Annotated in this window: 22 protein-coding genes and 1 tRNA gene; all 23 read left to right on the top strand. The window is 32.0% G+C overall.

The window, feature by feature from the left end; translation table 11 throughout:
• Positions 1-692 precede the first annotated feature (692 nt).
• Positions 693-3,302: a DNA polymerase gene (locus M663_RS0114385; RefSeq protein ID WP_029689444.1), complete on the top strand. Its 2,610-nt coding sequence runs from the start codon at positions 693-695 to the stop codon at positions 3,300-3,302.
• An 85-nt stretch (positions 3,303-3,387) separates the two neighbouring features.
• On the top strand, positions 3,388-5,046 hold the full coding sequence (locus M663_RS0114380) for a phage portal protein (RefSeq protein WP_029689443.1): 1,659 nt from the start codon (positions 3,388-3,390) through the stop codon (positions 5,044-5,046).
• Positions 5,027-6,175, top strand: coding sequence for a hypothetical protein (locus tag M663_RS0114375; protein WP_029689442.1), 1,149 nt, complete (start codon positions 5,027-5,029; stop codon positions 6,173-6,175). Before M663_RS0114380 ends, M663_RS0114375 begins: the two co-directional genes overlap by 20 nt.
• 7 nt (positions 6,176-6,182) lie before the next feature.
• Positions 6,183-6,542 (top strand): hypothetical protein, encoded by a 360-nt coding sequence (locus tag M663_RS0114370; RefSeq protein ID WP_029689441.1) that lies wholly within the window; start codon positions 6,183-6,185, stop codon positions 6,540-6,542.
• A 41-nt stretch (positions 6,543-6,583) separates the two neighbouring features.
• Positions 6,584-7,519 carry a toprim domain-containing protein gene (locus M663_RS0114365; protein WP_273702771.1) on the top strand — a complete coding sequence of 312 codons (936 nt, stop codon included), beginning with the start codon at positions 6,584-6,586 and terminating at the stop codon, positions 7,517-7,519.
• A gap of 153 nt (positions 7,520-7,672) precedes the next feature.
• Positions 7,673-7,745: transfer RNA gene (locus M663_RS0114355), tRNA-Glu, on the top strand.
• A 36-nt stretch (positions 7,746-7,781) separates the two neighbouring features.
• A complete protein-coding gene (locus M663_RS0114350; protein ID WP_029689439.1) occupies positions 7,782-8,507 on the top strand; it encodes a hypothetical protein in 726 nt (241 codons plus the stop codon).
• A complete protein-coding gene (locus tag M663_RS0114345) occupies positions 8,508-9,833 on the top strand; it encodes a DEAD/DEAH box helicase family protein (RefSeq protein WP_029689438.1) in 1,326 nt (441 codons plus the stop codon).
• Between the two features lies 1 nt (position 9,834).
• Entirely contained in the window at positions 9,835-10,440 is a 606-nt protein-coding gene (locus M663_RS0114340; RefSeq protein ID WP_029689437.1) for a hypothetical protein, read from the top strand.
• Positions 10,433-10,801: a hypothetical protein gene (locus M663_RS0114335; RefSeq protein ID WP_029689436.1), complete on the top strand. Its 369-nt coding sequence runs from the start codon at positions 10,433-10,435 to the stop codon at positions 10,799-10,801. Before M663_RS0114340 ends, M663_RS0114335 begins: the two co-directional genes overlap by 8 nt.
• On the top strand, positions 10,801-11,913 hold the full coding sequence (locus M663_RS0114330; protein WP_029689435.1) for a hypothetical protein: 1,113 nt from the start codon (positions 10,801-10,803) through the stop codon (positions 11,911-11,913). Before M663_RS0114335 ends, M663_RS0114330 begins: the two co-directional genes overlap by 1 nt.
• Positions 11,894-12,337 (top strand): hypothetical protein, encoded by a 444-nt coding sequence (locus tag M663_RS0114325; protein WP_029689434.1) that lies wholly within the window; start codon positions 11,894-11,896, stop codon positions 12,335-12,337. The genes M663_RS0114330 and M663_RS0114325 overlap by 20 nt, the downstream gene beginning before the upstream one ends.
• Positions 12,337-12,846 (top strand): hypothetical protein, encoded by a 510-nt coding sequence (locus tag M663_RS0114320; protein WP_029689433.1) that lies wholly within the window; start codon positions 12,337-12,339, stop codon positions 12,844-12,846. Before M663_RS0114325 ends, M663_RS0114320 begins: the two co-directional genes overlap by 1 nt.
• Positions 12,813-13,712, top strand: coding sequence for a PD-(D/E)XK nuclease family protein (locus M663_RS0114315; protein WP_029689432.1), 900 nt, complete (start codon positions 12,813-12,815; stop codon positions 13,710-13,712). The genes M663_RS0114320 and M663_RS0114315 overlap by 34 nt, the downstream gene beginning before the upstream one ends.
• Positions 13,713-14,264: a hypothetical protein gene (locus M663_RS0114310; RefSeq protein ID WP_029689431.1), complete on the top strand. Its 552-nt coding sequence runs from the start codon at positions 13,713-13,715 to the stop codon at positions 14,262-14,264.
• Complete coding sequence (locus M663_RS15795) at positions 14,264-14,413, top strand: hypothetical protein (protein WP_273702770.1); 150 nt, start codon at positions 14,264-14,266, stop codon at positions 14,411-14,413. Before M663_RS0114310 ends, M663_RS15795 begins: the two co-directional genes overlap by 1 nt.
• A 70-nt stretch (positions 14,414-14,483) precedes the next feature.
• Positions 14,484-14,903, top strand: a complete 420-nt coding sequence (locus tag M663_RS0114305) for a zinc ribbon domain-containing protein (protein WP_029689430.1) — start codon at positions 14,484-14,486, stop codon at positions 14,901-14,903.
• A 56-nt stretch (positions 14,904-14,959) separates the two neighbouring features.
• Positions 14,960-15,238: a hypothetical protein gene (locus M663_RS0114300; RefSeq protein WP_029689429.1), complete on the top strand. Its 279-nt coding sequence runs from the start codon at positions 14,960-14,962 to the stop codon at positions 15,236-15,238.
• On the top strand, positions 15,231-15,638 hold the full coding sequence (locus M663_RS0114295) for a hypothetical protein (protein WP_029689428.1): 408 nt from the start codon (positions 15,231-15,233) through the stop codon (positions 15,636-15,638). The genes M663_RS0114300 and M663_RS0114295 overlap by 8 nt, the downstream gene beginning before the upstream one ends.
• 9 nt (positions 15,639-15,647) lie before the next feature.
• On the top strand, positions 15,648-16,325 hold the full coding sequence (locus M663_RS0114290) for a hypothetical protein (protein WP_029689427.1): 678 nt from the start codon (positions 15,648-15,650) through the stop codon (positions 16,323-16,325).
• Positions 16,288-16,683 carry a hypothetical protein gene (locus tag M663_RS0114285; RefSeq protein ID WP_029689426.1) on the top strand — a complete coding sequence of 132 codons (396 nt, stop codon included), beginning with the start codon at positions 16,288-16,290 and terminating at the stop codon, positions 16,681-16,683. Before M663_RS0114290 ends, M663_RS0114285 begins: the two co-directional genes overlap by 38 nt.
• A gap of 207 nt (positions 16,684-16,890) precedes the next feature.
• Complete coding sequence (locus M663_RS0114275; RefSeq protein WP_029689424.1) at positions 16,891-17,106, top strand: hypothetical protein; 216 nt, start codon at positions 16,891-16,893, stop codon at positions 17,104-17,106.
• A gap of 11 nt (positions 17,107-17,117) precedes the next feature.
• Positions 17,118-20,930 carry an HNH endonuclease gene (locus M663_RS14965; RefSeq protein WP_042805442.1) on the top strand — a complete coding sequence of 1,271 codons (3,813 nt, stop codon included), beginning with the start codon at positions 17,118-17,120 and terminating at the stop codon, positions 20,928-20,930.
• Positions 20,931-21,002: the final 72 nt, after the last annotated feature.

Below are 21,002 nucleotides of genomic sequence, written 5' to 3'. Positions count from 1 at the left end.
TATATATATTTTTAGCTAGAACGTAAAATAGGGGCAATTCTGTGCATCTCAGGGCTAAATTCTGAATACTACTTAATCAAAATACACATATACTTAAAAACCTAGCATAATGTGCATTTCAGCACACACAAAAAGTCTAACCCATATCATAATACCTATTTTCTCTTTCATACCTCAAAAACCTATACTCTGTATGGTCTAGCAAACCTAAAACAGCCTAATTTTAACTACCTACCTAACCCAAAAGGAAGAGTAATAAAATAATCTAATTTTCATTTATAACACTATGTTGCTCATTATTAAGTTTATAATTTATTAAAATATTTTATATTTTCTTGAGAAGTATTAATAGAAATATAAATACATAGCTAATAGTTAATTAATAGCTTATATTAGTTAAGTAATAGATTATACTACTTAATATCAAATAATTAAGTGTTATAAATTAATATTAATTTATAACACTTATACTCTTAGTATTAAATTAACTTATAAGCTAATAATTAACTAATTAATTTAAGTAGTATGTATATAGATTATTTTTATTCTTGCTAAATCTTTTTCTCAAAAATATAAAATATTTTAAATATATTTATTTAATAATGTGCGGATTAGTGTTATAAATGAAAATTAACTTGACATATAGGCTTAAAATGATTATACTTAGTAAGTAAGCTAAATAGGAGTTTTATATGAAAAAATATTCCACATGTGATTGTTTGTTGAAAGGTAGTGTTGAGATACCTTATAGACCTGCTCAGAATATTGAATCTGATATTGTGTTTGTATTTGAGAGCCCTGGTTGGGATGAGATTAGAGCTGGGAAAATGTTAATAGGTGCTTCTTGGCGTAGATTAAACTTTGTTTGTGAAAAAATAGGTTTAGATATTTCTAACATATTTCTAACTAATGCCACTCGTTGTATGGTAGATACACAAAAACTAAATGATAGTCAAATAGGTAAGATTTTAAAAGCCTGCAGACCAAAACTTGATTTAGCCCTAAGATTTAGTAATAGAAAACTAATTGTGTGTTTTGGTAGAATAGCTTATTGGCAAGTGACTGGCAAGAAGACTGCTATTAAGAAAGCTAGGGGCAATTTTGTATGGTCTGATGAGTATAATTGTTATATTTATTGCACCTACCACCCTGCGGCTACTTTAAGAAATCCTTCTTGTTTACCTTTATTTGAATCTGATTTAGCTGAAATCAAAAGATTTATTGATAATGGTTTTAAGCTAGAGGCTGATACTGAGATAAAATGGAAAGAAGTAAGTTCTATTAGAGAGTTATTAGATGGAGGTTTTTGGAAAGATGAAAATGGTTACTTTATAACAGCTATTGATACAGAAACACAAGGGGTTAACTGGTATGACCCTAATTCTATTGTTATTTCTTATTCTATTGCTAAGTCTCCCACTGAAGGTTGGAATATAGTTTTAGTAGAGGAAGTTGAAAAAGACAAAGGCGATTTTAATATTTTAGTTAAGCGTGGTGGTAGTAAGAAAAATCCGATATATGAAGAGGTAGGTATAAAGAAATTACCTGATTATAATAGAAAAATAAGCGAATTAAAGGAGTTATTAGCTAGACAGGATATAAAAAAATATTTTATGAATATTAAATATGAATTACACAGATTTATGAATTTAGGTATTACTGAGTGGAATAGTTGTTGCTTAGACATTAAAACTGCAGCTCATGTGTTAGATTCTGAGCTATACAAAGATGCTAGTTTAGAGTATTTAACTAATTTATTCACTAACATTAGATTTAATCATAAAGATTTAGTTACTGATGCTGAAAAAGAAGATATGTTGACTCTATTAAGAGAAGATAGGGATAGGTTTAATAAATATGCTTGTTTTGATGCTGTAGCTACTTTACAAGTGGGGCTAAGATTAAGACAAGAACTACTTAGAGATAAAAAAAGTCTTAATTATTACATAAATTTAGCACACCCTGTTGAGTCTGAACTTTTATTTGTTATAGAAAGAAATGGAATTAAAGTTTCTAGAAATAAAATTTATGAAGTAAAGAATAAGTTAAGTCAATTATTAGATGAAAAAGCTAATGAAGTTAAAAAGTTATGCCCACCAAAAGTAAGAGAAAGATATAAAGACAATTTCAGCTTAACTCGTACTATTATTATTCGTGAGGCTTTATTTAAGTGGAAAGATAAAAAAACTAATAAATTAATTGATTATGGCTTTGGTCTAGAGCCTATTGAAATCAGCTCAAAGACAGGTGAACCTTTAGTTGATAAAAAGAAATCACTTTTTTATATCATAAATAGGAAATATCCTCAAAAAGTAAAAAACTTTGTAACTAAGTATTTAGAGTGGGCTGAAATAAACAAACTATTATCCAATTATATTTCTAATATTGAAGAATTATCTAAATATGATGGCAGGTTGCACCCAAGTGCAAGTATTACATTTACATCATCAGGTCGCACTGGATTTAGAAAGCCAGCACTACAAACAATACCTAAACGAAGTGAATCTGCTAAATATATAAGAATGCTATTTGAGCCTGACAATCCTGATGAAGTGCTAGTAGAAGTAGATTATAAAGTATCTGAGTTAAGGTGGGTTGCACATGTGGCTGATGATAAGACATTTCAAGAGATATTTAAATCTAGAAAAGACCCACATTTAATAACTGCTTTAAGGATGAAAGGATTACCTGATGATTATCAAGTAAAAGATGCAAAAGAGAAGAAGTTATTAAGACAAAACAGCAAATGCTTAAACTTCGGCTTAATATATGGCATGTTAGCACCAACTTTAAAAGAGTATGCAGAGCAGGGTTATGGTGTAAGAATGACACTAAAACAAGCTGAAGAATTTAGAAATAAGTGGTTTTCTTTTTACAGGGATATTCCTGATTGGCACAGAAGAAGTAGATATAAATTAGAAAAAACTGGCTATTTAAGGTCTGTTTTTGGTAGAATTAGAAGATTGCCTCAAATATGGTCTAATGATAAATGGGTAAGAGAACAGGCTTTTAGGACAGGCATTAATTTTGAGATACAAGGTCCTAGCAGTGATGGCACATTACTTGGGGGCTATAATTTAATAAAAGACCCACGATACAACCCTAAGGAATGTAAACTAGTTCTTTTTATACATGATGCCTTAATTTTTTCTGTCAAAAAAGATAAATTAGATTTTTATATAAATTTAATCAAAGAGCATTTAGAGAATTTACCTACCGAAAAGTTTGGATTTAAGCTGAAAGTGCCACTAGAAGTGGAAGTAGCTATAGGTGAAAGTTTAGATAAAATGAAAGAAATTTAAAATTTTTTGTGTCAAACTATTGACTTTGCTGTTGAAATGATTATATTTATATTATAGTCAAAAAATAACCAAAGGAGAAAAATAAATGTCAAAAGGAAAAGGTAGACTTAAAGTATTAAAATTAGAAAAGGATATAGATAGTATTTTTTCACGCCAACCAAACATAGAAGAGCAAACGTTTCCTGAAAAACTAGTCCAGCAGTATAATTTATTAGTGCCTTATTATGACCCAATAAGGCTTTATAATATAGTGGAAAATACATCTATGCTAAGTGCTTGTATTGAGACTATGCAAGCTAATGTTGATGGTTTTGGGCATGATTTTTTGTATGTGGGGGATAAGAGTAAAAAATTTGACACTGAAGTTATAGCTGAGAAAGAGAGATTAAATGAGTTTTTCAAGGCTGTAAATGAGACCCAATCTTTTGTCACATTAAGAACTGAACTTAGACAAGACTTAGAGGTTACTGGTAATGCTTACATTGAAGTGGTTAGATTTCCTAATGGCAAGTTGGCTATGTTGTATAGAGCTGATGCTAAATACATAAGATTACAGGTAAAACAAAGTGAATCTATACCTGTTAAAGTAAGGCTGGTGAGAGATGGTAAGGAGATGACTATTACAGTTTACAGGCGATTTCGTCGGTTTTGTATGTTAGTTAACCCCACACAAGGCACATTAAGGTGGTTTAAAGAATATGGTGACCCTAGAAGAATGTGTGCTGTAACTGGTAAGTATGAAGATGAGTTAGAGCCTGGTGAACAAATTCAGGAATTAGCAAGTGAAATTATTCACTTAAAGTTGGGCAATGGCATTTATGGTGTTCCTAGGTGGATAGGGCTCACATCAGTAATCTTAGGATTACAGAATGCGGATTTTGTAAATTATGATTTATTTGACAACCAAGTAGTCCCACCACTTGCTGTTTTAGTTAGCAATGGTGTTTTGACAAGTGATTCTGTTGAGGATTTGAAATATCTTTTTGAGCAAAAGAAAGGTGTAAAGAATTTTCATAAGATATTGATTTTAGAAGCTATTCCTGCTAGTGCAGATGATAGTTTAGAAGATGTAAAAGGTTCTGCTAAAGTTGACTTAAAAGAATTTTCAATGGCAAGAAAAGATGATGCAATTTTCAAGCAATATATTGAATTGGCGGAAAAGAGAATTCGTTCAAGATACAGATTACCCCCACTATACCTTGGTGTTGCTGAGGAATATTCTAGGTCAACATCTGACACCTCCAAGTTGGTTGCTGAAGAGCAAGTATTTAAACCAGAGAGAAATAAGTTTGATGAAATAGTGAATTTTACTATAATGAAAGAGCTTGGGGCTAAATATTGGAAATTTATGACAGTAGGTCCTAGAATGATTGAAGGCAATGAGATTATTACTGCATTTGAAAAGTTTGCAGAGGCAGGCGTGTTGACTATCAATCAAGGTATTAGGATTGTAAATCATGTTTTAGGCTTAGATGCTACTGAATATGACCAAGTATGGGCTAATTATCCCGTTCCACTAGTTATGGAGTTACTCAAACAACAAAGACTAAAAGACATTGAAGAGTTAGATAAAGATTATGAGGGGGCTGTAAAGACTATAAAAGATGCAAAAGAGAGGTTTACAAAATTCAAAGAGTGGTTATGTGAAACACATAAGGATAGTGAAACAGTAATGAAGACAGTTTCAGACATAAATACTATTTTAAATGAGTTGGAGGATCTTTATGCCAACAAGAGAAACTAAATTAGTTTGTGATGTCAATATTATTAGAGCTTTACCTGTAGATTTAGTGGCAAGATTTTTACAATACAAAAGGAGCGGTAAAGTAAGTGAACGTGTTTCAGCAGAATCTTTGGCTTTAATGTATAAAATGCTAGTTGAAGATTGGGATAAGACTAAGGCTTATAAAGAAATAGATGCTGAGCAGTTGGTGCAGGAAGGCGGTGTATTGTATGTTACTGAAAGTTATAAAGATTTTTATCCACTTAGTCGTATTACAGCCACAAAGTGTTTAAAAGTCTTATTCAAAGATTTAGGGCTTATACATATAAAAAGACATTTTAATAAAAATACTGGTGCTTATAGTTTTTGTGTTTTTATTGATGAAACGTTAGATGAGTATGAGTTGGCTCATTCTAAGAATATTAAAATGTATAGGTCTGATGTAGCTTATAGATTATATGATTTATGTCAAGAAAAAGGCATTACCTTAGATACAATGAATGCTACTTTCTTATTGTGTCATTTGGTTTATATTAGCAGAAGAGGCGGCTGGGGCTATAAATTAGTGCCATTTACAAAAACCTTTGACCAATTACAAGCTGAAATACCTTGGCTATCAACTTCGTTTATCAAAAAGTGTGTGTATTTCTTTTTAGAAACTGGAATTATACAAAAAAGACATTATCAAAAATTAGATAAGATTAGAAAACTTTATACATATCATTTTAATTTAGACCATGCATGTGTAGTTTTAGCTACTCAATTATGGGATAATGAGAAAGATGAAGATTTAACTAAAGTAGTTGATGATTCTAATATTGATTATGATACAGCTCAGGAGTTAAAACCTGTACCATATTCTGAGGCTTTAAAAAAAACTTTTTCACCCAAAAAAGTTATATCAGGATATAGATATTTTAGGTGGTTTACTTTTCTTGATTATAAAAATTATAATGGAAACAAGGATTTATTAAAACAAATTTATAGAGATAGATGTTTAGAACTTTCAAAACAACGAAGTAACTATAAAGAGAGTGCATACAGATTACTAGAAGATTACAATTCACCTGTAGAGCGGTTAAGACTTTATTATCATTACAATAAGATTCAAGAACAAAATAACAACCTTGTAATAGAAGTTGATTGGTAGGTGTTTTATGTCACTAAATGAAGAGTTTGTAATAGAGATTTTAAATTATATTGAAGATGAGTTTGGAATATGCTCCATAAATACTTTGGAAGAGTATGATAATTTTGGCGATGATTACACAGAATTAGATATAGAAGTTAACGATGAGATTTATGATGAATTACCTATCAATATAACTGAGATAGTAGAAAACTTTAGCAAAAAGCACAATATAGACATTGAGGACTTGATTTCTGATTATAATTATGCTATAATATCCTCTGATGATTTAGACTTGCAAGGCTGGATTGGTTATATGAATGTAGTTTTAGATATAGCTATTCATAATGAAAAGATAGTTTTAAAAGATTTATCAGTATCTATATGAAAAAATCTGCACTATATACTTTTTTTAAGATGCTTAAGATAGTGCCTAGAAATGATAATGGCACTTGGGTTCAGATTTCATGCCCTATTTCCTACCGAACACATACTGATAGAGATGATGAACACCCATCTTGTGGCATTACTTATTCTGATAATCAAAAATCAGTGGTTCACTGTTTTGCCTGCGGCACAAGAGACTTAATTTCTTTGTGTTTAATCCTTTATTTAGACAGGAAAATAGACAATAGTGTGTTTAGGTATGTAATTGAGGGAGAATTACTTAATGGCTCTGATACAAAGGAACTAAAAATGCAGGATATTTATGAGCATTTAGATTCAGAGATACCTTTTGTTCCAGATTTTGTATTACAATTATTATTACCTGCCACAAAATCATTATTAGCTAGAAGATATTTTATTAAGAGAAAAATAAACACATCTTTTTTAAATGGTCTGTATGTTTGGAAAAATGGGCTTGTATTTCCTATTTACGATATGAATAACAATATAGTAGCTTTACATTACAGAAGTTTTATAGGTAAGACTTTTAGGTTTTTAACTCCTGCTGATTTCGGGGTAGAGCATAAAAAATGGAGTAAATCATATTATTGGTATAATATTCAAAATATAGACATATCTAAACCATTAATTTTAGTTGAAGGAGAAATAGATGCTTTAAGGTTAATGTCTTTAGGTTATTATAATGTAATAGCATCGTGTGGCTCTATATCTAAAGAACAAATTGACTTCTTAAAGAGTTTATCACCATCTGTATTATATATAGGCTTTGATAATGATAAACAAGGCAGAAGATATACCAACCAGATAAAGAATCAATTCAAATACACTCCGATGTTTTTATTAGACTGGTCTATTGTAGGAATAAAAGATCCTGGTGATTTAAAGAATAGAGACCAATTAGAGAAAGTTTTTAAGGCTAAAAATTTTTTAAATAATTATATATCAAAGGTAAGCTAGAGAAAGTAAAAGTGCATATTTTATCAGAAAAAAATATAATTCCAGAAGAAATTTTAAAGACTATTATAAAGAAAGTATATAAAAGGCAGTATAAAAAAGAATTCAAAAAAAATTGCCTTGACATTCCTACAAAAACAATTATATTATATACATGTCCTCATAGATTAAGTGGTTAAATTACAGGGCTTTCAACCCTGAGATGCGGGTTCGAGTCCCGCTGAGGACTTTTTTACTCACTTATAAAAAATAGAAAGGAGGATTTATGGAATATCCAAAGTATTTTCATTCAATTGATGAGATAGACAAACTAAATGAGGAAGAGAAAAAAAGACAATTTTCTAATTCTAATGTTGATTTTACTGATCCAGAGAGATTAAAAAAGAACAGATTTTTTGTTAGGACTGGTGAAGAGGCTGAAGCTGTGTTTCTAGATGATTTTCATTTTGCTTTTTGGGAGCACAGGTTTGAAAAGGATGGGGATAGGTATAATTATGAGACATGTTTAAGAGATATTGAAGGTGAGTGTCCACTTTGTGATGAGTTACAGAATAGACCTTACATTGCAATAGCTAGTACAGTTCTGTCTAAATGGAAAGATAGAGATGGTAATTGGCGGCTATCTAAAAAGCTAATAGTAGCCAAAGGAGATGCTAAAGATAGGCTTATCAGAAGACAGAAGAGTTTAGGCAATCTTAGAGGCAAGAAATTTCTTTTTATTCGCTCAAGCTCAAAAACATCAAACTCTGTAGGCACAGATATTGATTATGTAAAAGATGTAGATTTAGAGTCTTTAGAACAATTTTGCCCTGAAGGTGTTGATTTTGAAGAGTGGTTAAAACCATTTGATTATGCTGAAATTTTTAAACCTAAAACTGTATCTGAGTTAAAGAGTATGCTAAGTGTGCCAAATGGTGTAGGTGAGATTGATAATACTGAAGAAAAAGTTACAGTAGAGAACATTGATGAGAAGATAAAGGAGCTTATATAAGTGGGTGCTATCTTAGATAGGCTACTTTGGATTCCTAAAACTGATATTGAGAATATAAACTTACTAAAAGCAAAACTTACAGTGAGGTCACCTTTTGAAGATGTTGAGTCTATAGTTACTTATGAAGAAACTCCCACTCATTTAGGCATACCAAGGCACGTAAGATATGATATAGATTATAAAGATAATCGCATACAGCCCAAAACTAGATATAATATTAAGTTTATTGGAACATTAAGATACAATCAGCACTTAGCTTTCAAGAAATGGTTAGAGTTTTATAATGAAGGTAAGACTGATGTTATTCTTAATTTACCCCCACGCTCAGGTAAAACAATACTTACCCTTAAAATAGCTGAACATTTACAAACACCCTTTTTAGTGATTGTGCCTAGAGTGCCTTTGATAAGTCAGTGGATTAGTGAGATAACTAGATTTACCACATTAACTAATGGCAAAATAGGCATTGTCAGGCAGGGCTTGTGTGAATGGGAAGATTTACCTGCATCAGTTGGAATTTTGCATTCCATATCAAAAGATAAATATCCTGATGAGTTTAAGAACCATTGGGGCTTAGTAGTTTTTGATGAATTACATTTAATGGGTGCACAAGAGTTTTCTAAAGTTTTAAAAATGTTTCCAGCCAAGTATAGATTAGGGCTAACTGGCACATTAAGACGCTCTGATAGGATGGAAGATGTTTTATTCTATCACATGGGCAAGAATATTGTAAAACTAGAAGCAAAAGAAGAGCAGCCCAAGGTAAAACTTATTACTATTTTATACAAAAAATCTTCTGGGTATTTACCAAAGTGGGCTACTTCTAAAATACAAAGAAGGGCAATGCTTTTTTCTTTATTAGCAGATAATTTAGATAGAAATTATTTAATCGCAACACTTGTTGCTCAGTTAGCCAAGAAAAAAATACGTATTTTAGTCTTATCAGAACGCATCAGACAATTGGAGATAATTGAGTATATATTAAAGAATAAACTATTAGTAACTGATGTAGGTATTATTACTGGACAAACTAGCAAAAAAGAAAGAGACAGGATAATTAATTATTCTCAAGTTATTTTGGCTATAAATAGCATTTTAGGCGTGGGGGTAACTATAAACAAATTAAGGGGGTTGGTTTTTGCATCTCCTTTATCAGATGTAGAACAGGCAGTGGGCAGGGTTAGAAATGTAGAACCAGATATGCCTGACCCTATTGTTATAGATATAGTAGATACTTGCTATGAAGATGCACTTAATTGGTATAAGAAGAGAAAACTATTTTATAACAAAGTTGTTTATGAATATAAATCATTAGAGGTTTTTTAATATGAAAAAATTAGAACCTAGCAAAATAGAATTTTTTGATTATATATTTAGATTTACTATGGCTAGAAGGGCAATATTGCGTAGTAGAGATGAAGTGCAAGCTTTAGAGAAGTTTAGAAAAGCATTCACTAAAGAAGAGAGATATTTAATAATTAATCATATTTTATACAATAAAAAACTATATTTACCACGCAATTTGAGTAAAATAGCTATTTTTAATCTAAAAGGTAAAAAAGCATATACTTGGAAATATGCGAGAGAATATTTTCTCAGGAAGGGGAAAAGATATATTTCAGGTCCTTTATGGTATAAAGGAAAGCCACTAACTTGGCAAAAGATAGCACGGACAGTAGATACAGGGTTATATCTACAATTACCCAAAGAAGCCTCAGGTTATACTAGAAGGATTGCTAAGACTTTGTCTCCTATCCCAGACACTATTGCTTTATTAACTAAGGCACAAATTGATAAATTAGAGTATATTATAGATGTTTATAGAGAACATCATATAAGAAAAAAATATGGTGATAGATATTTTGAGGCATTTATAAAGAAATTAAATGAGGAATTACCCAAGGTTATAGAAAGGTGGAATTTTGATGTATAAATTTAGAGATTATGATAAAATCTTTAGACAACAAGAAGGTAAAATTTTTATAGAAATTATAGAGATAAACAATACTACAAAAGAGGAGATTATTATGAAAAGGGAACATATTAGGTTACCAATGCCCCCATTAGATGTGCCTTGTGCATACATTACTGTAAAAGCAGGGGCTACTGTTCCTATCCCAGGCAAAAGATTTCATTCAGCTAGAATAGATATTGGGCTGTCTTATCCCTGTCATCCAGAGCAAATAGATGAAGTTTATGAAAAGGTGAAAACTTGGGTAGATGTAAGAATGACAAAGGAATATGAAGAGATGACTGCAAGCCCAGAGAGTAAAGATAATATAGAGGTTGTATAATGACTAAAAATACACAAAAACCAACATGGAAAGAACGAATTTCTGATACTATTATAGTCAAAGAGTTTCCAAGATTACCAACAGGTATTTTTGAGTTAGATTATGCTTTAGGTGGTGGCTTTCCAATTGGTGTTACATCAAACCTTTTTGGTGTAGAACACAGTTTTAAGACAGGAATTTTATTAAAGTTAGTGAGTTCAGCTCAAAAATGGTGCTGGAAATGTGATAATTATGAATGGGATTGTATTTGTGAATCAGGGCCTACCAAGAAAAGCATTTTATTTGTAGATGCTGAAGTGATAGCATGGGATTGGGCTGAGAGATTAGGGGTGAATTTAGATGATAAGAATTTATACATTGTAGAGCCCGCATATGGAGAAGAGGCTGTTGAAATAGTTTATGAAGCATTAAAAGATAGTGAGTGTGGGCTAGTAATAGTAGATAGTATTTCACGGTTGTTACCTAAGGAAGAAATAGATGCACCTGCTGGGGATTATAAAGTAGGTATTAGAGCAAAATTACATACACAGCTAATCAATAAAGTGAAATCTGCTCTTATAATGAGAAAAAAACAAAAAGATCCTGCTATGTTTGTAGCTACTACTCAGATTAGAGCAAATATAGGCGGGGCTACTTTTTTTACAGACAACATAGAATCTTCAGCACCCCACGCACTAAAACATGATTGGCACTTATCTATTCAGACTAATAAGTTATCTCCACAAAAAGATGAGTTTGATTCAAAAACTAACACACCTTATGTAGGTAGGTTTAAGGCTACCATATCATCATTAAAAACAAAAAGAAAAATGTTTGTTTTAAGTGGCTCTGCTTATTACAGAGTAGTTTTACACCCATCTTTTGGCAGATTAGGTGAGATTTTAGATTATAATACTTTTAAAGATGTTGCTTTTGAATTATATGGGGATAAGCCTAGAATAGTGTTTAGTGATGATTTGATTTTTGACACTAGAAAACAAATGATAGAATTTTTACAACAACCTGAAAATGAGAGGCTATATTTAAGTTTAAAGAAAAAAGTTATAGAAAAAGTTGTAACAACAACCAAAAACTATGGTGAGGTAATAGAAAATGGGGATACCAATAATTAGTGAAGTATTAAACTTAGTTGAAAAGGGTATAGACAAAATTTTTCCTGATAAAACAGTAAAATTACAGACTGAGGCTGATTTAGAGAAATTTAAAGAAGAGTTAAAAGCTAAGTTAAAGTTAGAAGTCTTAAATCAAGCAATGACTGAACAGAAGTTGTTATTTCAGGATACTGAGAGTGCTAGAGAAGTTTTTATAATGGAACTTAAAGCTCAAAACACACCAAAGTGGGCTAGAGCTTTACAAGTTTTAGGCAGGCAGTTTGCACTATATTCCACTGTAGCTTTATATGTCTATTCAAAGATTAGCACTCAGCTAAGTTTACCACCTATTGCTTTAAATGAAAGAGATTATTATTTAATAGGCACTGTTTTTGTATTTTTATTTGGAGCTAGAAGTGTAGAAAAAATATTAAGGAGAGATTAGTGCCAGACTTATATTGTGCAATTTGTGGTAACCCCTTTTTTATAGAGACAAAGAAGTTTAAATATTGCATACCTACAGTTGAAAATTTTTGTAGTATAGAATGTTTGCGTCAATTTTTTGACACTTTTGAGCCTGAATTAGTCTCAATAGACTATCTTTATCATTGCCCTAGCCTTTATGGTGATATGGCTTATTATCCAGAAGAAAATAAGTATTTTAGGTCAGAGTATGAATTAAATGTCTATAGACTATTAAAAAGTTGGTGCTACCACTTAGAATATGAGCGATATAAATTAAAAGATAAAAATAGCACATATATACCTGATTTTTACTTAAAAGACAAGGATTTATTTATTGAGGTAAAAGGGATATGGAAGGCTGGAGCTAAAAAGAAAGTAAAATATTGGTATGATAAGATTAATCTAGTTGTAATACCTTGGTATCTTTCTAACCCTATAAAAAAGGAATTGGTTTTATGCGATTTATCAAGTCAACTACAGAAACAGTAGATAAGAATATAAATGTGTATGATAATTTAGATGTGCCTGAGGATATAAAAGATGATGTTATAAATACTAAAAAGACTTTTAATATAAAAAAATATACTCATGTGAGGTTATCTGAGCTAGCAACATTTTGTCCTAGAGAATATGCTTTGGGGTATAAATATGGAAAAGCAAAAGAGAGTTATACAGAATATCCTTTAATGCAACAGTTTGAAATAGGTTCTGCTTTGCATTTTTGGTATCAGAATTTTAGCAAAGTTTTTAAGGATGTTCTTTATGGTAATTGGAAATGTTGGGCATGTGGCAAGTTGAGGGGCAGGGATGAGCCACTTTTTACTACTAGAGATGAGATAAGGAAAAATCCTTGTGAGCACTGCGGGGCTAGTGGTGAAGCTAGTTTTTATCATGAATATTATTTTAGAATTGATGAACCTTATAGAGTTACAGGCAAGATAGATGGTTTTATACTGAAAGACAATAAATTACATGTAATTGATTTTAAATCTTATTTTACAAAAGAAGATTTTCCGAAATTACAGGATAAAGCTCAGTTGGTAGGTTATATGCTATTTTATGATTATTTGCCTGACTCACTAAAACTACCACTACCTATTGACTTAGAGACAGGTTATCTTTATTATTTATCTAAGAAATTTTCTTATAGAGATTCTATTTTGTGTTATGCAGTTACTAAAGAACAAAAAATAGCAGATGCTATTTTAAAGAATGTTTCTTTATTTTCTGATAGTGTAAAAACTGGTATTTTACCACCACCCTTTGATATATGCTCTAGGTCTAATTGGCTAAAAGGCAAGGCAAAAAATTGTTTTTTGCGGGAACTATGTAAACAAGAGTATGTGGGGGTTTAAATGAACCATATTATAGAAATAAAAGACAAACTTAAAGAACTACAAGTTAACATAAATGATAATTATGCTAACTTAGCAGATTTATTATATGAAATTTGGACAAATAAATATTATAAAGAGTATGATTATAGTTCTTTTAGAGAGTTTGTAGATAGTGTCTTAGATTTAAATCCACGTAAGGCAATTTTTTTAGTGAACTTTAAGGATAAATTATTAAAGCTAAACAAAAGTTGGGATGATGTCAAGGATATTGGTTGGCGTAAGTTAGCTACTATTTATAGTATATTAACTCAAGATAATTTTAAGCACTGGATAAATCTTGCCCATGAATGCAGTTTAAAAGAGTTGAGTGAACATGTTAAGGCATATAAAGAAGGCAGTTTTGCACCAAAAGAACCAAAGACTAGAATGTATTTTCAGTTTTCTGAGGAAGAATTAAGCATTGTGCAATCTGCCTTAGAAGAGGCTAAAAGACAGGCTAATACTACTAGCAATTCTGTAGCAATTAAAAATATATGCTATGAGTGGTATCAAAATTTAGACTTGGAGTGATGATGAACTACATTAATTTAACAGCAGGCCTGGTTTGGTTGCCAGAATTAAAAGATTATAGGTTTTGTTATTTGAGGTCAACTTATTTAGAACAAAAAGAATACGATAGATTTATTTATCCTAAGCGGGCGGGAAGACCCCTTCCGTAAGGGAGGGGATGAGAGCCCGCAGGTGCGTAAGCACCTTGAAATAACTTACTGGAGGGCATAGCATAATCAGATGTTCAAGTTGTTACCACACGGGAAAGTAACAGAATACCTAACCTACAAACTCAAAGAGGCAGGGATAGAAGTTAAACTGATAGATGAAAGTTACACTTCCGTTACCGACTCTTGCGATGAGAAAGCGGGAGTTACGAAAACGAGTAAAGGTAACGGAAGGAGGATAAAGAGAGGACTATTTCTGACAGCAGTCAAAGGGCTAATCAATGCAGATGTAAATGGAGCGAGGAACATCCTAAGGAAGTTCAAAAGAAGCTGGTTTGACCTTGTAACAGGGCTCAAAAGAGTAGTAAAGGTAAGAATCTACAGGATGAGCGAAGGTATCTCCGAATCCCTGCTTTTTGCGGGAATAGGAGTATGTGGTAGAGTGAACCTGCCACAAGGGATAAGGGCTGGAAAAACCAGCCAAACTCCCTAAGAAGCTCCGTCCGTAAGGGCGGAGTAGTTCACTATAAATAATTTTAAGGGGGTTTTATGCCAAGACAAAAACAATTAACACCAAAATCAGCTTATAGGGCTATACAATATTTAGCCAATGAGATATATAAGTTTGACAAAAAATATGAGTTTGATATACCTAATACCAAGAAAGAGTTAAGGGAATATGCAGAAGAGTTAAGGTTTTTAGTAGAAGAGACTATAAAAATTTCTGCCGCACCTGTGATGAAGCCAATAGACTGGGTTTATAGTGAAACACAAAAAAGGTGGATACATAAAAAGAAATTATCCAAACAGGAGAAAGAGGATGTATAAGTGCAAGTATTTTAAATTGTATGAATTAGTGCCACCTGAGATTTACAAAGGTGAGGATTATTTAAAGCATTGGTTTATTTTTGATGATAGATGCTTAAGAGCTATTGATATCATTAGAGAGAAATTTGGTAAGTGTGTAGTCAATACGTGGAAAGGTGGGGGTTCTCATAGATATAGAGGTTTTAGACCCTTTACATGTGATATTGGGGCTTATTATTCACAACATAAGTTTGGCAGGGCTATTGATTTAGTGCCTTTAGATGAAGATGTGAATACTGTTAGGCAGTATTTAATAGACACAAAAGGTTTAGATGGGCTAATAACAGGCATAGAATTAGATGTGGATTGGTTACATATAGATTGTCGCAATTATAATGGATTATATTTATTTAGACCATAGGAGTAAAATATGTTAACACCATATCAGGTTAAAAAAGCTGAAAATATACTTCAGGAAATAAAAAAAGGCAATCCTTTTAGCGAGTTACCTAAAGATGATAGATTATTAGTGGCACGATATTGTTATGAAAAAGGGGCTAAGAGTATAACGGCATTGCAAAAAGAATTAGATGTGACTTATGTTACTGCTGAGAAGTATTACCATGTTGTTAAAACATTATTAAGAGATGCTGAGGGCACTACAATAGATGAGCAGATCTTTGGTTTAGAAATATGGGAAAAATTTTTAGCTATTTATGATGAAGCTATGAAAGCAGGTAAGTTACAAGTAGCTGTGCAAGCACTTACATCTTTAGTATCAACATTGCAGAGCATGGGCTTAATTTATAAAGCACCATCAAGAAAACAAGTGCAAGCTGCAATACAACAACACAATATACACACCAAACAACAAGTGGGCACTTATACCAAATTTAAGAATGCTATAAAAGGAAAGGAAAAAGACTATGAAGTAATTTTACATGAATTAATGGAAGCGGTTGATAAAGATAAGATTCCCAAAGTTCCTAAATCTAAAGACCCAGTTTTAACAATCAATCAAGCACAGACTGAGGCATCAGGTGCAGATTTAAAAGTATATGGAGAAGATGATGGAGAAGAGGAAGAGAAGGTTTTGGATATTAAATAATTTAAGTGATTTATCCAATGCAGTTATACAAACATTAGATGAGTATATAGACAAGTTTGCAGTTTTAGAGCCAGTTTTCTTTGAATGTTTTGTTGATGGTGAAAAGGGTCGGTGGGAATCTGTTATAATTAAATCTTTCCCTTATGAGTTTGATTTAGTTGCAGATTTTGAAAATGAATTTTACATTATGGATGCTATTGACATTATACTGCAAATGTGTTATAAATATGACTATAAACAACAGCTAACAGAATTACTAACAGTAGTGTATAAGCCTAAGTTAGTAGCCGCAAAGTGTTTTGATAAAAGGTTGGTGGCTACTATGAAATTAGATTATGTAAAAGAACTAAAACAATAAGGAGTGATTATGAAACGGTGGAATTATGGCATTATTTTAGGAGCTATTATTTTGGTATTTTTAATTTCTTTTGGTATTACTGCATTTTTAGTGTGGTGGGGGTGTGAAATTTTTAATTTCCCATTTTCTTGGAATTTAGCTACTTGGGTTTGGGCGTTTATCTCATGGTTAAATCTTCCAAATGTAAAGTCTAAATAGGGGTTACTTATGGAACAAAAAACATTTTTAGAAAGATTAGGTATAGTTATTATAAATGTTTTAATTAGATTTTGTATTATTTCAGGCTTATTATGGTGGGGTAGTAAGATTTTGCACTATACTTTTTCTTTTAGCTTATGCCTTTGGGCGTGGGCTGTTTATGTGTGTTTGGCTGGAATGTTTATAGATACACTTCTAGGAATGGAATCAAGGCAGAAGGATTAAAGGAGGTCAATTTGAACAAACAAGAAGCATACCAAAAAGCTAAAAAATATTATAAAGGTGATGAGCTTGCGGCCAAGACTTTAATTAATAAATATTGTATCAATGATAGCGGCAAGTGGCATGAGGCTACTTATGATGATGTAGTTAAGAGAGTAGCTAAGGAAGTAAATCACAGATATGCAACTAAAGATGATTATGAGTGGTTACTATTAAATAAGTATTTTATTCCTGGTGGGCGGGGGCTTTTTGGCATTGGCAATCCATTTAATAAAGCCAGTATAGCTAATTGTTATGTAATTCCTATTCAGGGTGATGATATAGAGAGCATATTTAAGGCGGCACAAGAGGCCGCAAAAACTTATGCTTATGGTGGTGGGGTAGGTTTAGTTTTGGATATATTAAGACCTAGTGGTAGTAAAACAAGAAATGCATCAAAAACATCTACTGGTGTAGTGTCTTTTATGGAGCTGTATTCTAAAACTACAGGCACAATAGGGCAATCAGGCCGACGCGGGGCTCAATTGTTAGGTTTAAATATAGCACACCCAGATATAGAGTTAGCAATAGAAGCTAAGAAAAATGGGCATGATATAAGATTTGCAAATATATCTGTGATAATATCAGATGAGTTTATGGAGTGTTTAAAAAATGATGGTGAGTGGAAATTGTGGCATCCTGATTTAATAGATAATAATTGCCCTGATGATATTGTAGAATTTAGAGACAATTTTAAGAAAGTATTTTTAGAAACAGATTATACAGATTGGGATACACATAATTTTTCAGTTGAAGTGCGGGCATTATATGATGAATGGATAGAGTTACAACAAAAACACAAAGCTAATATAATACCTTATGGGTGGTTTTCACCTTATTATTTAACTACTTATGAAGATTATTACTTTCTGAATGATGTTGCTTGTGAGAGAAGGAAAAAGAAAGTTTATAAAAAAGTAAGGGCTAAAGATTTGTGGCATAAAATAGCTGAAAGTGCTTGGGCAAGTGCTGAGCCTGGGGTTATTTTTATAGACACCGTAAAAAATAGATTATCTCATGCTGAATGTAATTTCATGGAGATTTTAGGGACTAATCCTTGTTTGACAGGGGATACTTTAGTTGCTGTAGCTGATGGTAGGGGTGCTGTTCCTATAAAACAATTAGCAGAAGAAGGCAAAGATGTGCCTGTTCATTGTGTGGATGAAAATGGTGTTCCTACAATAAGATTTATGAGAAGGCCAAGATGCACGGGGGTAAAAGAAATATATGAAGTAAAATTATCTAGTGGTGATGTTATAAAATGCACAGGCAATCATAAATTCATATTATCTAATGGAGAGACAAAAACAGCAGAAGAGTTAGCAGAAGGAGATTCTTTGTTGGTTGGCAAAAAGTCTAATGAGCCTTTAGGAAAAGTATATGGAAGGCCTAAAGAGCAATGGAGTAGAACATTATATGAAGTTATTAGAACTAAAGCTGGATACAGCTTAACACACCAAGCTTTATTTGATTTATATTACCCTAATCAAAGGAAATCAGGTTATCGAGTTCATCACAAAAACTTTAATAGTTTAGACAATCGCATAGAGAATCTAGAATTAATGGAAGCTAGTGAACATAGAAAACTTCACATGGTAGGGGACAATAATCCAGTGAAAAGATGGTATAAAAACGCTCCTGAAAGTGAGCGGCAAAAATATCATAAGAATATGTCTAAGTCTGTATCAGGCTTAAAAAATGGTAGGGCTTATAAAGTTACCAATGAAGAAAATAGTCCATACACATTCAGAGATTATAAGAGTTTACTAAAACAAGCACACAAAGAGCGGAGTTTACCTTATTCTGATGATCCTATAGATATGCGTGAAATTGTGCGGTATTATACTGGCTATTATCATGCTAAAACTAATTTACCTTTAATTTTAGAGAATAATAGAGTTTATGTAATCAAAAAGTGTGAAGGCTGCGGCAAGGAATTGAAATTATCAGTAGGAAATAGAGAAATATGTTATTGTGAAAATTGTGCCATGTGGCATAAAGATACTAAAAAATCTTATTTAAAGATAAACATAATGAAAGATATAGTATTGAGTTTGATTTTTAAGAACAGAGTAGTGCCTACGCCTAAAGAGTGTTTAGAATTGCTAAAAGAGAAATACGGTGTAAAAAGAACAAGATTTAGTGTGAGTAAGTTATTGAAGGATATAATAAAAGAGCAGGGGCTGGGGAATATAACATGGAACATAAAAGGAACGCACAGTACCAAAGTTAGAAGACAATTAGCTGAAGAACTAATTAATAAAGGTTTAGTCTATAATCATAAGGTAGTGAGTGTAAGAAAGGTTGGAGTTGAGCCAGTTTATAATGGGACAGTTGATGAATATCACAATTTTGGGATAATATTGAAGGATGGGTATGTTCTATACACTCGGCAATGCGGTGAGCTCCCTTTATCACCATATGGTGCATGTAATTTAGGGAATCTAAATCTAAATGCTTTTGTAAAAAACAACCAATTTGACTATGAACTTTTAGAAAAAGCTACTGATATAGCAGTAAGATTTTTAAATGATATGTTAGATTATGGATTAGATAAACACCCATTACCCCAGCAAAGACTGATGGCATGGGCTACTAGAAAAATAGGTTTAGGAATTACGGGGCTAGCTGATATGTTACTAAAGTTAAAAATTAGATATGGTAGTCCAGAATCTTTTAAGCAAATTAGAAATGTTTTGTCTATAATAAGGGCATCTGCATTTAAAACATCAATTGAATTAGCTAAAAAACATGGATGTTTTCCTTTATTTAATTTAAGTGGTTATGAGAATTCAGATTATATAAGAGAAGTAAAAGAAGAATTAGCTGATAGGTATGGAGCTACAATTTTAAATGATTTAGAAGAGCATGGTATTTACAATGCTAGTTTGCTAACAGTGCCCCCTGTTGGTTCTGGTTCTATTGTGTTGCAAACCTCCACAGGCATAGAACCTATTTTTGCATGGAAATATACACGTAAGACTGAAAGTGTAGAGGCTGGAGAATATGATGTTTATCATCCGTATTTAAAGAAATATTTAGAAGACAACAATTTAACATATGAAGAGTGGGACAATAGTAAGGAAGATTATTGGGCTAGTGCTTATGATATTGATTATAAGGACAGGGTAAGATTGCAGGGGCTTATTACCAAATTTTTAGATAGTTCACTTTCCTCTACTGTAAATTTACCCCAAAACACTAGCATAGAAGATGTTATAGAGTTGTATAGGTTAGCTTATGATTGTGGTTGTAAGGGCATAACCATATACAGAGATGGTTGTTTATTAGAAGGTGTTTTGAAGAGTGAGGGTAGCAAAAAGAAAGAGATAGCCCAAGATAATTATAAAGGTGTAATAAAAAATTATGAATTAGATAGTAAAAGATATAGGTTAACTACACCTATTGGGTCATTACATGTTTTTATAAACCATAAAGATAATTATCCTTTAGAGATATTCATTTCACAAGGGAAGGCAGGGACTAATGAAAAGGCAGATAGAGAGGCATTAGGCAGGGCTATGAGTAAGGCTTTACAATATGGTTGTCCACCTAGAGAATTAGCAGAAACTCTAGTTGATATTATGGGCACTGATGTATGGTTTAATAATGGCAAAATGTATAAATCTATACCTGATGCAGTAGGTAAGATTTTATTAGATTTTATAGGTGAGACTGTAGAGACAAAGAAAAATGGTCAAAAATGTCCAGCTTGTGGCAAATATAGTGTAATAATGGAAGGGGGGTGTAATAAATGTTTAGAATGCGGTTGGAGTAAGTGTAGTTAGAGGGCATCTCATGGCAGGTTTTGAGAAAGAAACAATAATAAATTTTAATGAGGAGGGTAAGTATGCAGAAAT

Source organism: Thermoanaerobacter sp. A7A, from assembly GCF_000445185.1.
GTDB lineage: Bacteria > Bacillota > Thermoanaerobacteria > Thermoanaerobacterales > Thermoanaerobacteraceae > Thermoanaerobacter.
Note: the sequence above shows the minus strand (reverse complement) of the source record. Positions and strands in the feature narration are given on the sequence as shown.

Coding starts and splice junctions, on each gene's coding strand:
- M663_RS0114385 (WP_029689444.1), top strand. CDS start 693: ATGAAAAAATATTCCACATGTGATTGTTTGTTGAAAGGTAGTGTTGAG.
- M663_RS0114380 (WP_029689443.1), top strand. CDS start 3,388: ATGTCAAAAGGAAAAGGTAGACTTAAAGTATTAAAATTAGAAAAGGAT.
- M663_RS0114375 (WP_029689442.1), top strand. CDS start 5,027: ATGCCAACAAGAGAAACTAAATTAGTTTGTGATGTCAATATTATTAGA.
- M663_RS0114370 (WP_029689441.1), top strand. CDS start 6,183: ATGTCACTAAATGAAGAGTTTGTAATAGAGATTTTAAATTATATTGAA.
- M663_RS0114350 (WP_029689439.1), top strand. CDS start 7,782: ATGGAATATCCAAAGTATTTTCATTCAATTGATGAGATAGACAAACTA.
- M663_RS0114340 (WP_029689437.1), top strand. CDS start 9,835: ATGAAAAAATTAGAACCTAGCAAAATAGAATTTTTTGATTATATATTT.
- M663_RS0114335 (WP_029689436.1), top strand. CDS start 10,433: ATGTATAAATTTAGAGATTATGATAAAATCTTTAGACAACAAGAAGGT.
- M663_RS0114330 (WP_029689435.1), top strand. CDS start 10,801: ATGACTAAAAATACACAAAAACCAACATGGAAAGAACGAATTTCTGAT.
- M663_RS0114325 (WP_029689434.1), top strand. CDS start 11,894: ATGGGGATACCAATAATTAGTGAAGTATTAAACTTAGTTGAAAAGGGT.
- M663_RS0114315 (WP_029689432.1), top strand. CDS start 12,813: ATGCGATTTATCAAGTCAACTACAGAAACAGTAGATAAGAATATAAAT.
- M663_RS0114310 (WP_029689431.1), top strand. CDS start 13,713: ATGAACCATATTATAGAAATAAAAGACAAACTTAAAGAACTACAAGTT.
- M663_RS15795 (WP_273702770.1), top strand. CDS start 14,264: ATGATGAACTACATTAATTTAACAGCAGGCCTGGTTTGGTTGCCAGAA.
- M663_RS0114305 (WP_029689430.1), top strand. CDS start 14,484: ATGTTCAAGTTGTTACCACACGGGAAAGTAACAGAATACCTAACCTAC.
- M663_RS0114300 (WP_029689429.1), top strand. CDS start 14,960: ATGCCAAGACAAAAACAATTAACACCAAAATCAGCTTATAGGGCTATA.
- M663_RS0114295 (WP_029689428.1), top strand. CDS start 15,231: ATGTATAAGTGCAAGTATTTTAAATTGTATGAATTAGTGCCACCTGAG.
- M663_RS0114290 (WP_029689427.1), top strand. CDS start 15,648: ATGTTAACACCATATCAGGTTAAAAAAGCTGAAAATATACTTCAGGAA.
- M663_RS0114285 (WP_029689426.1), top strand. CDS start 16,288: ATGGAGAAGAGGAAGAGAAGGTTTTGGATATTAAATAATTTAAGTGAT.
- M663_RS0114275 (WP_029689424.1), top strand. CDS start 16,891: ATGGAACAAAAAACATTTTTAGAAAGATTAGGTATAGTTATTATAAAT.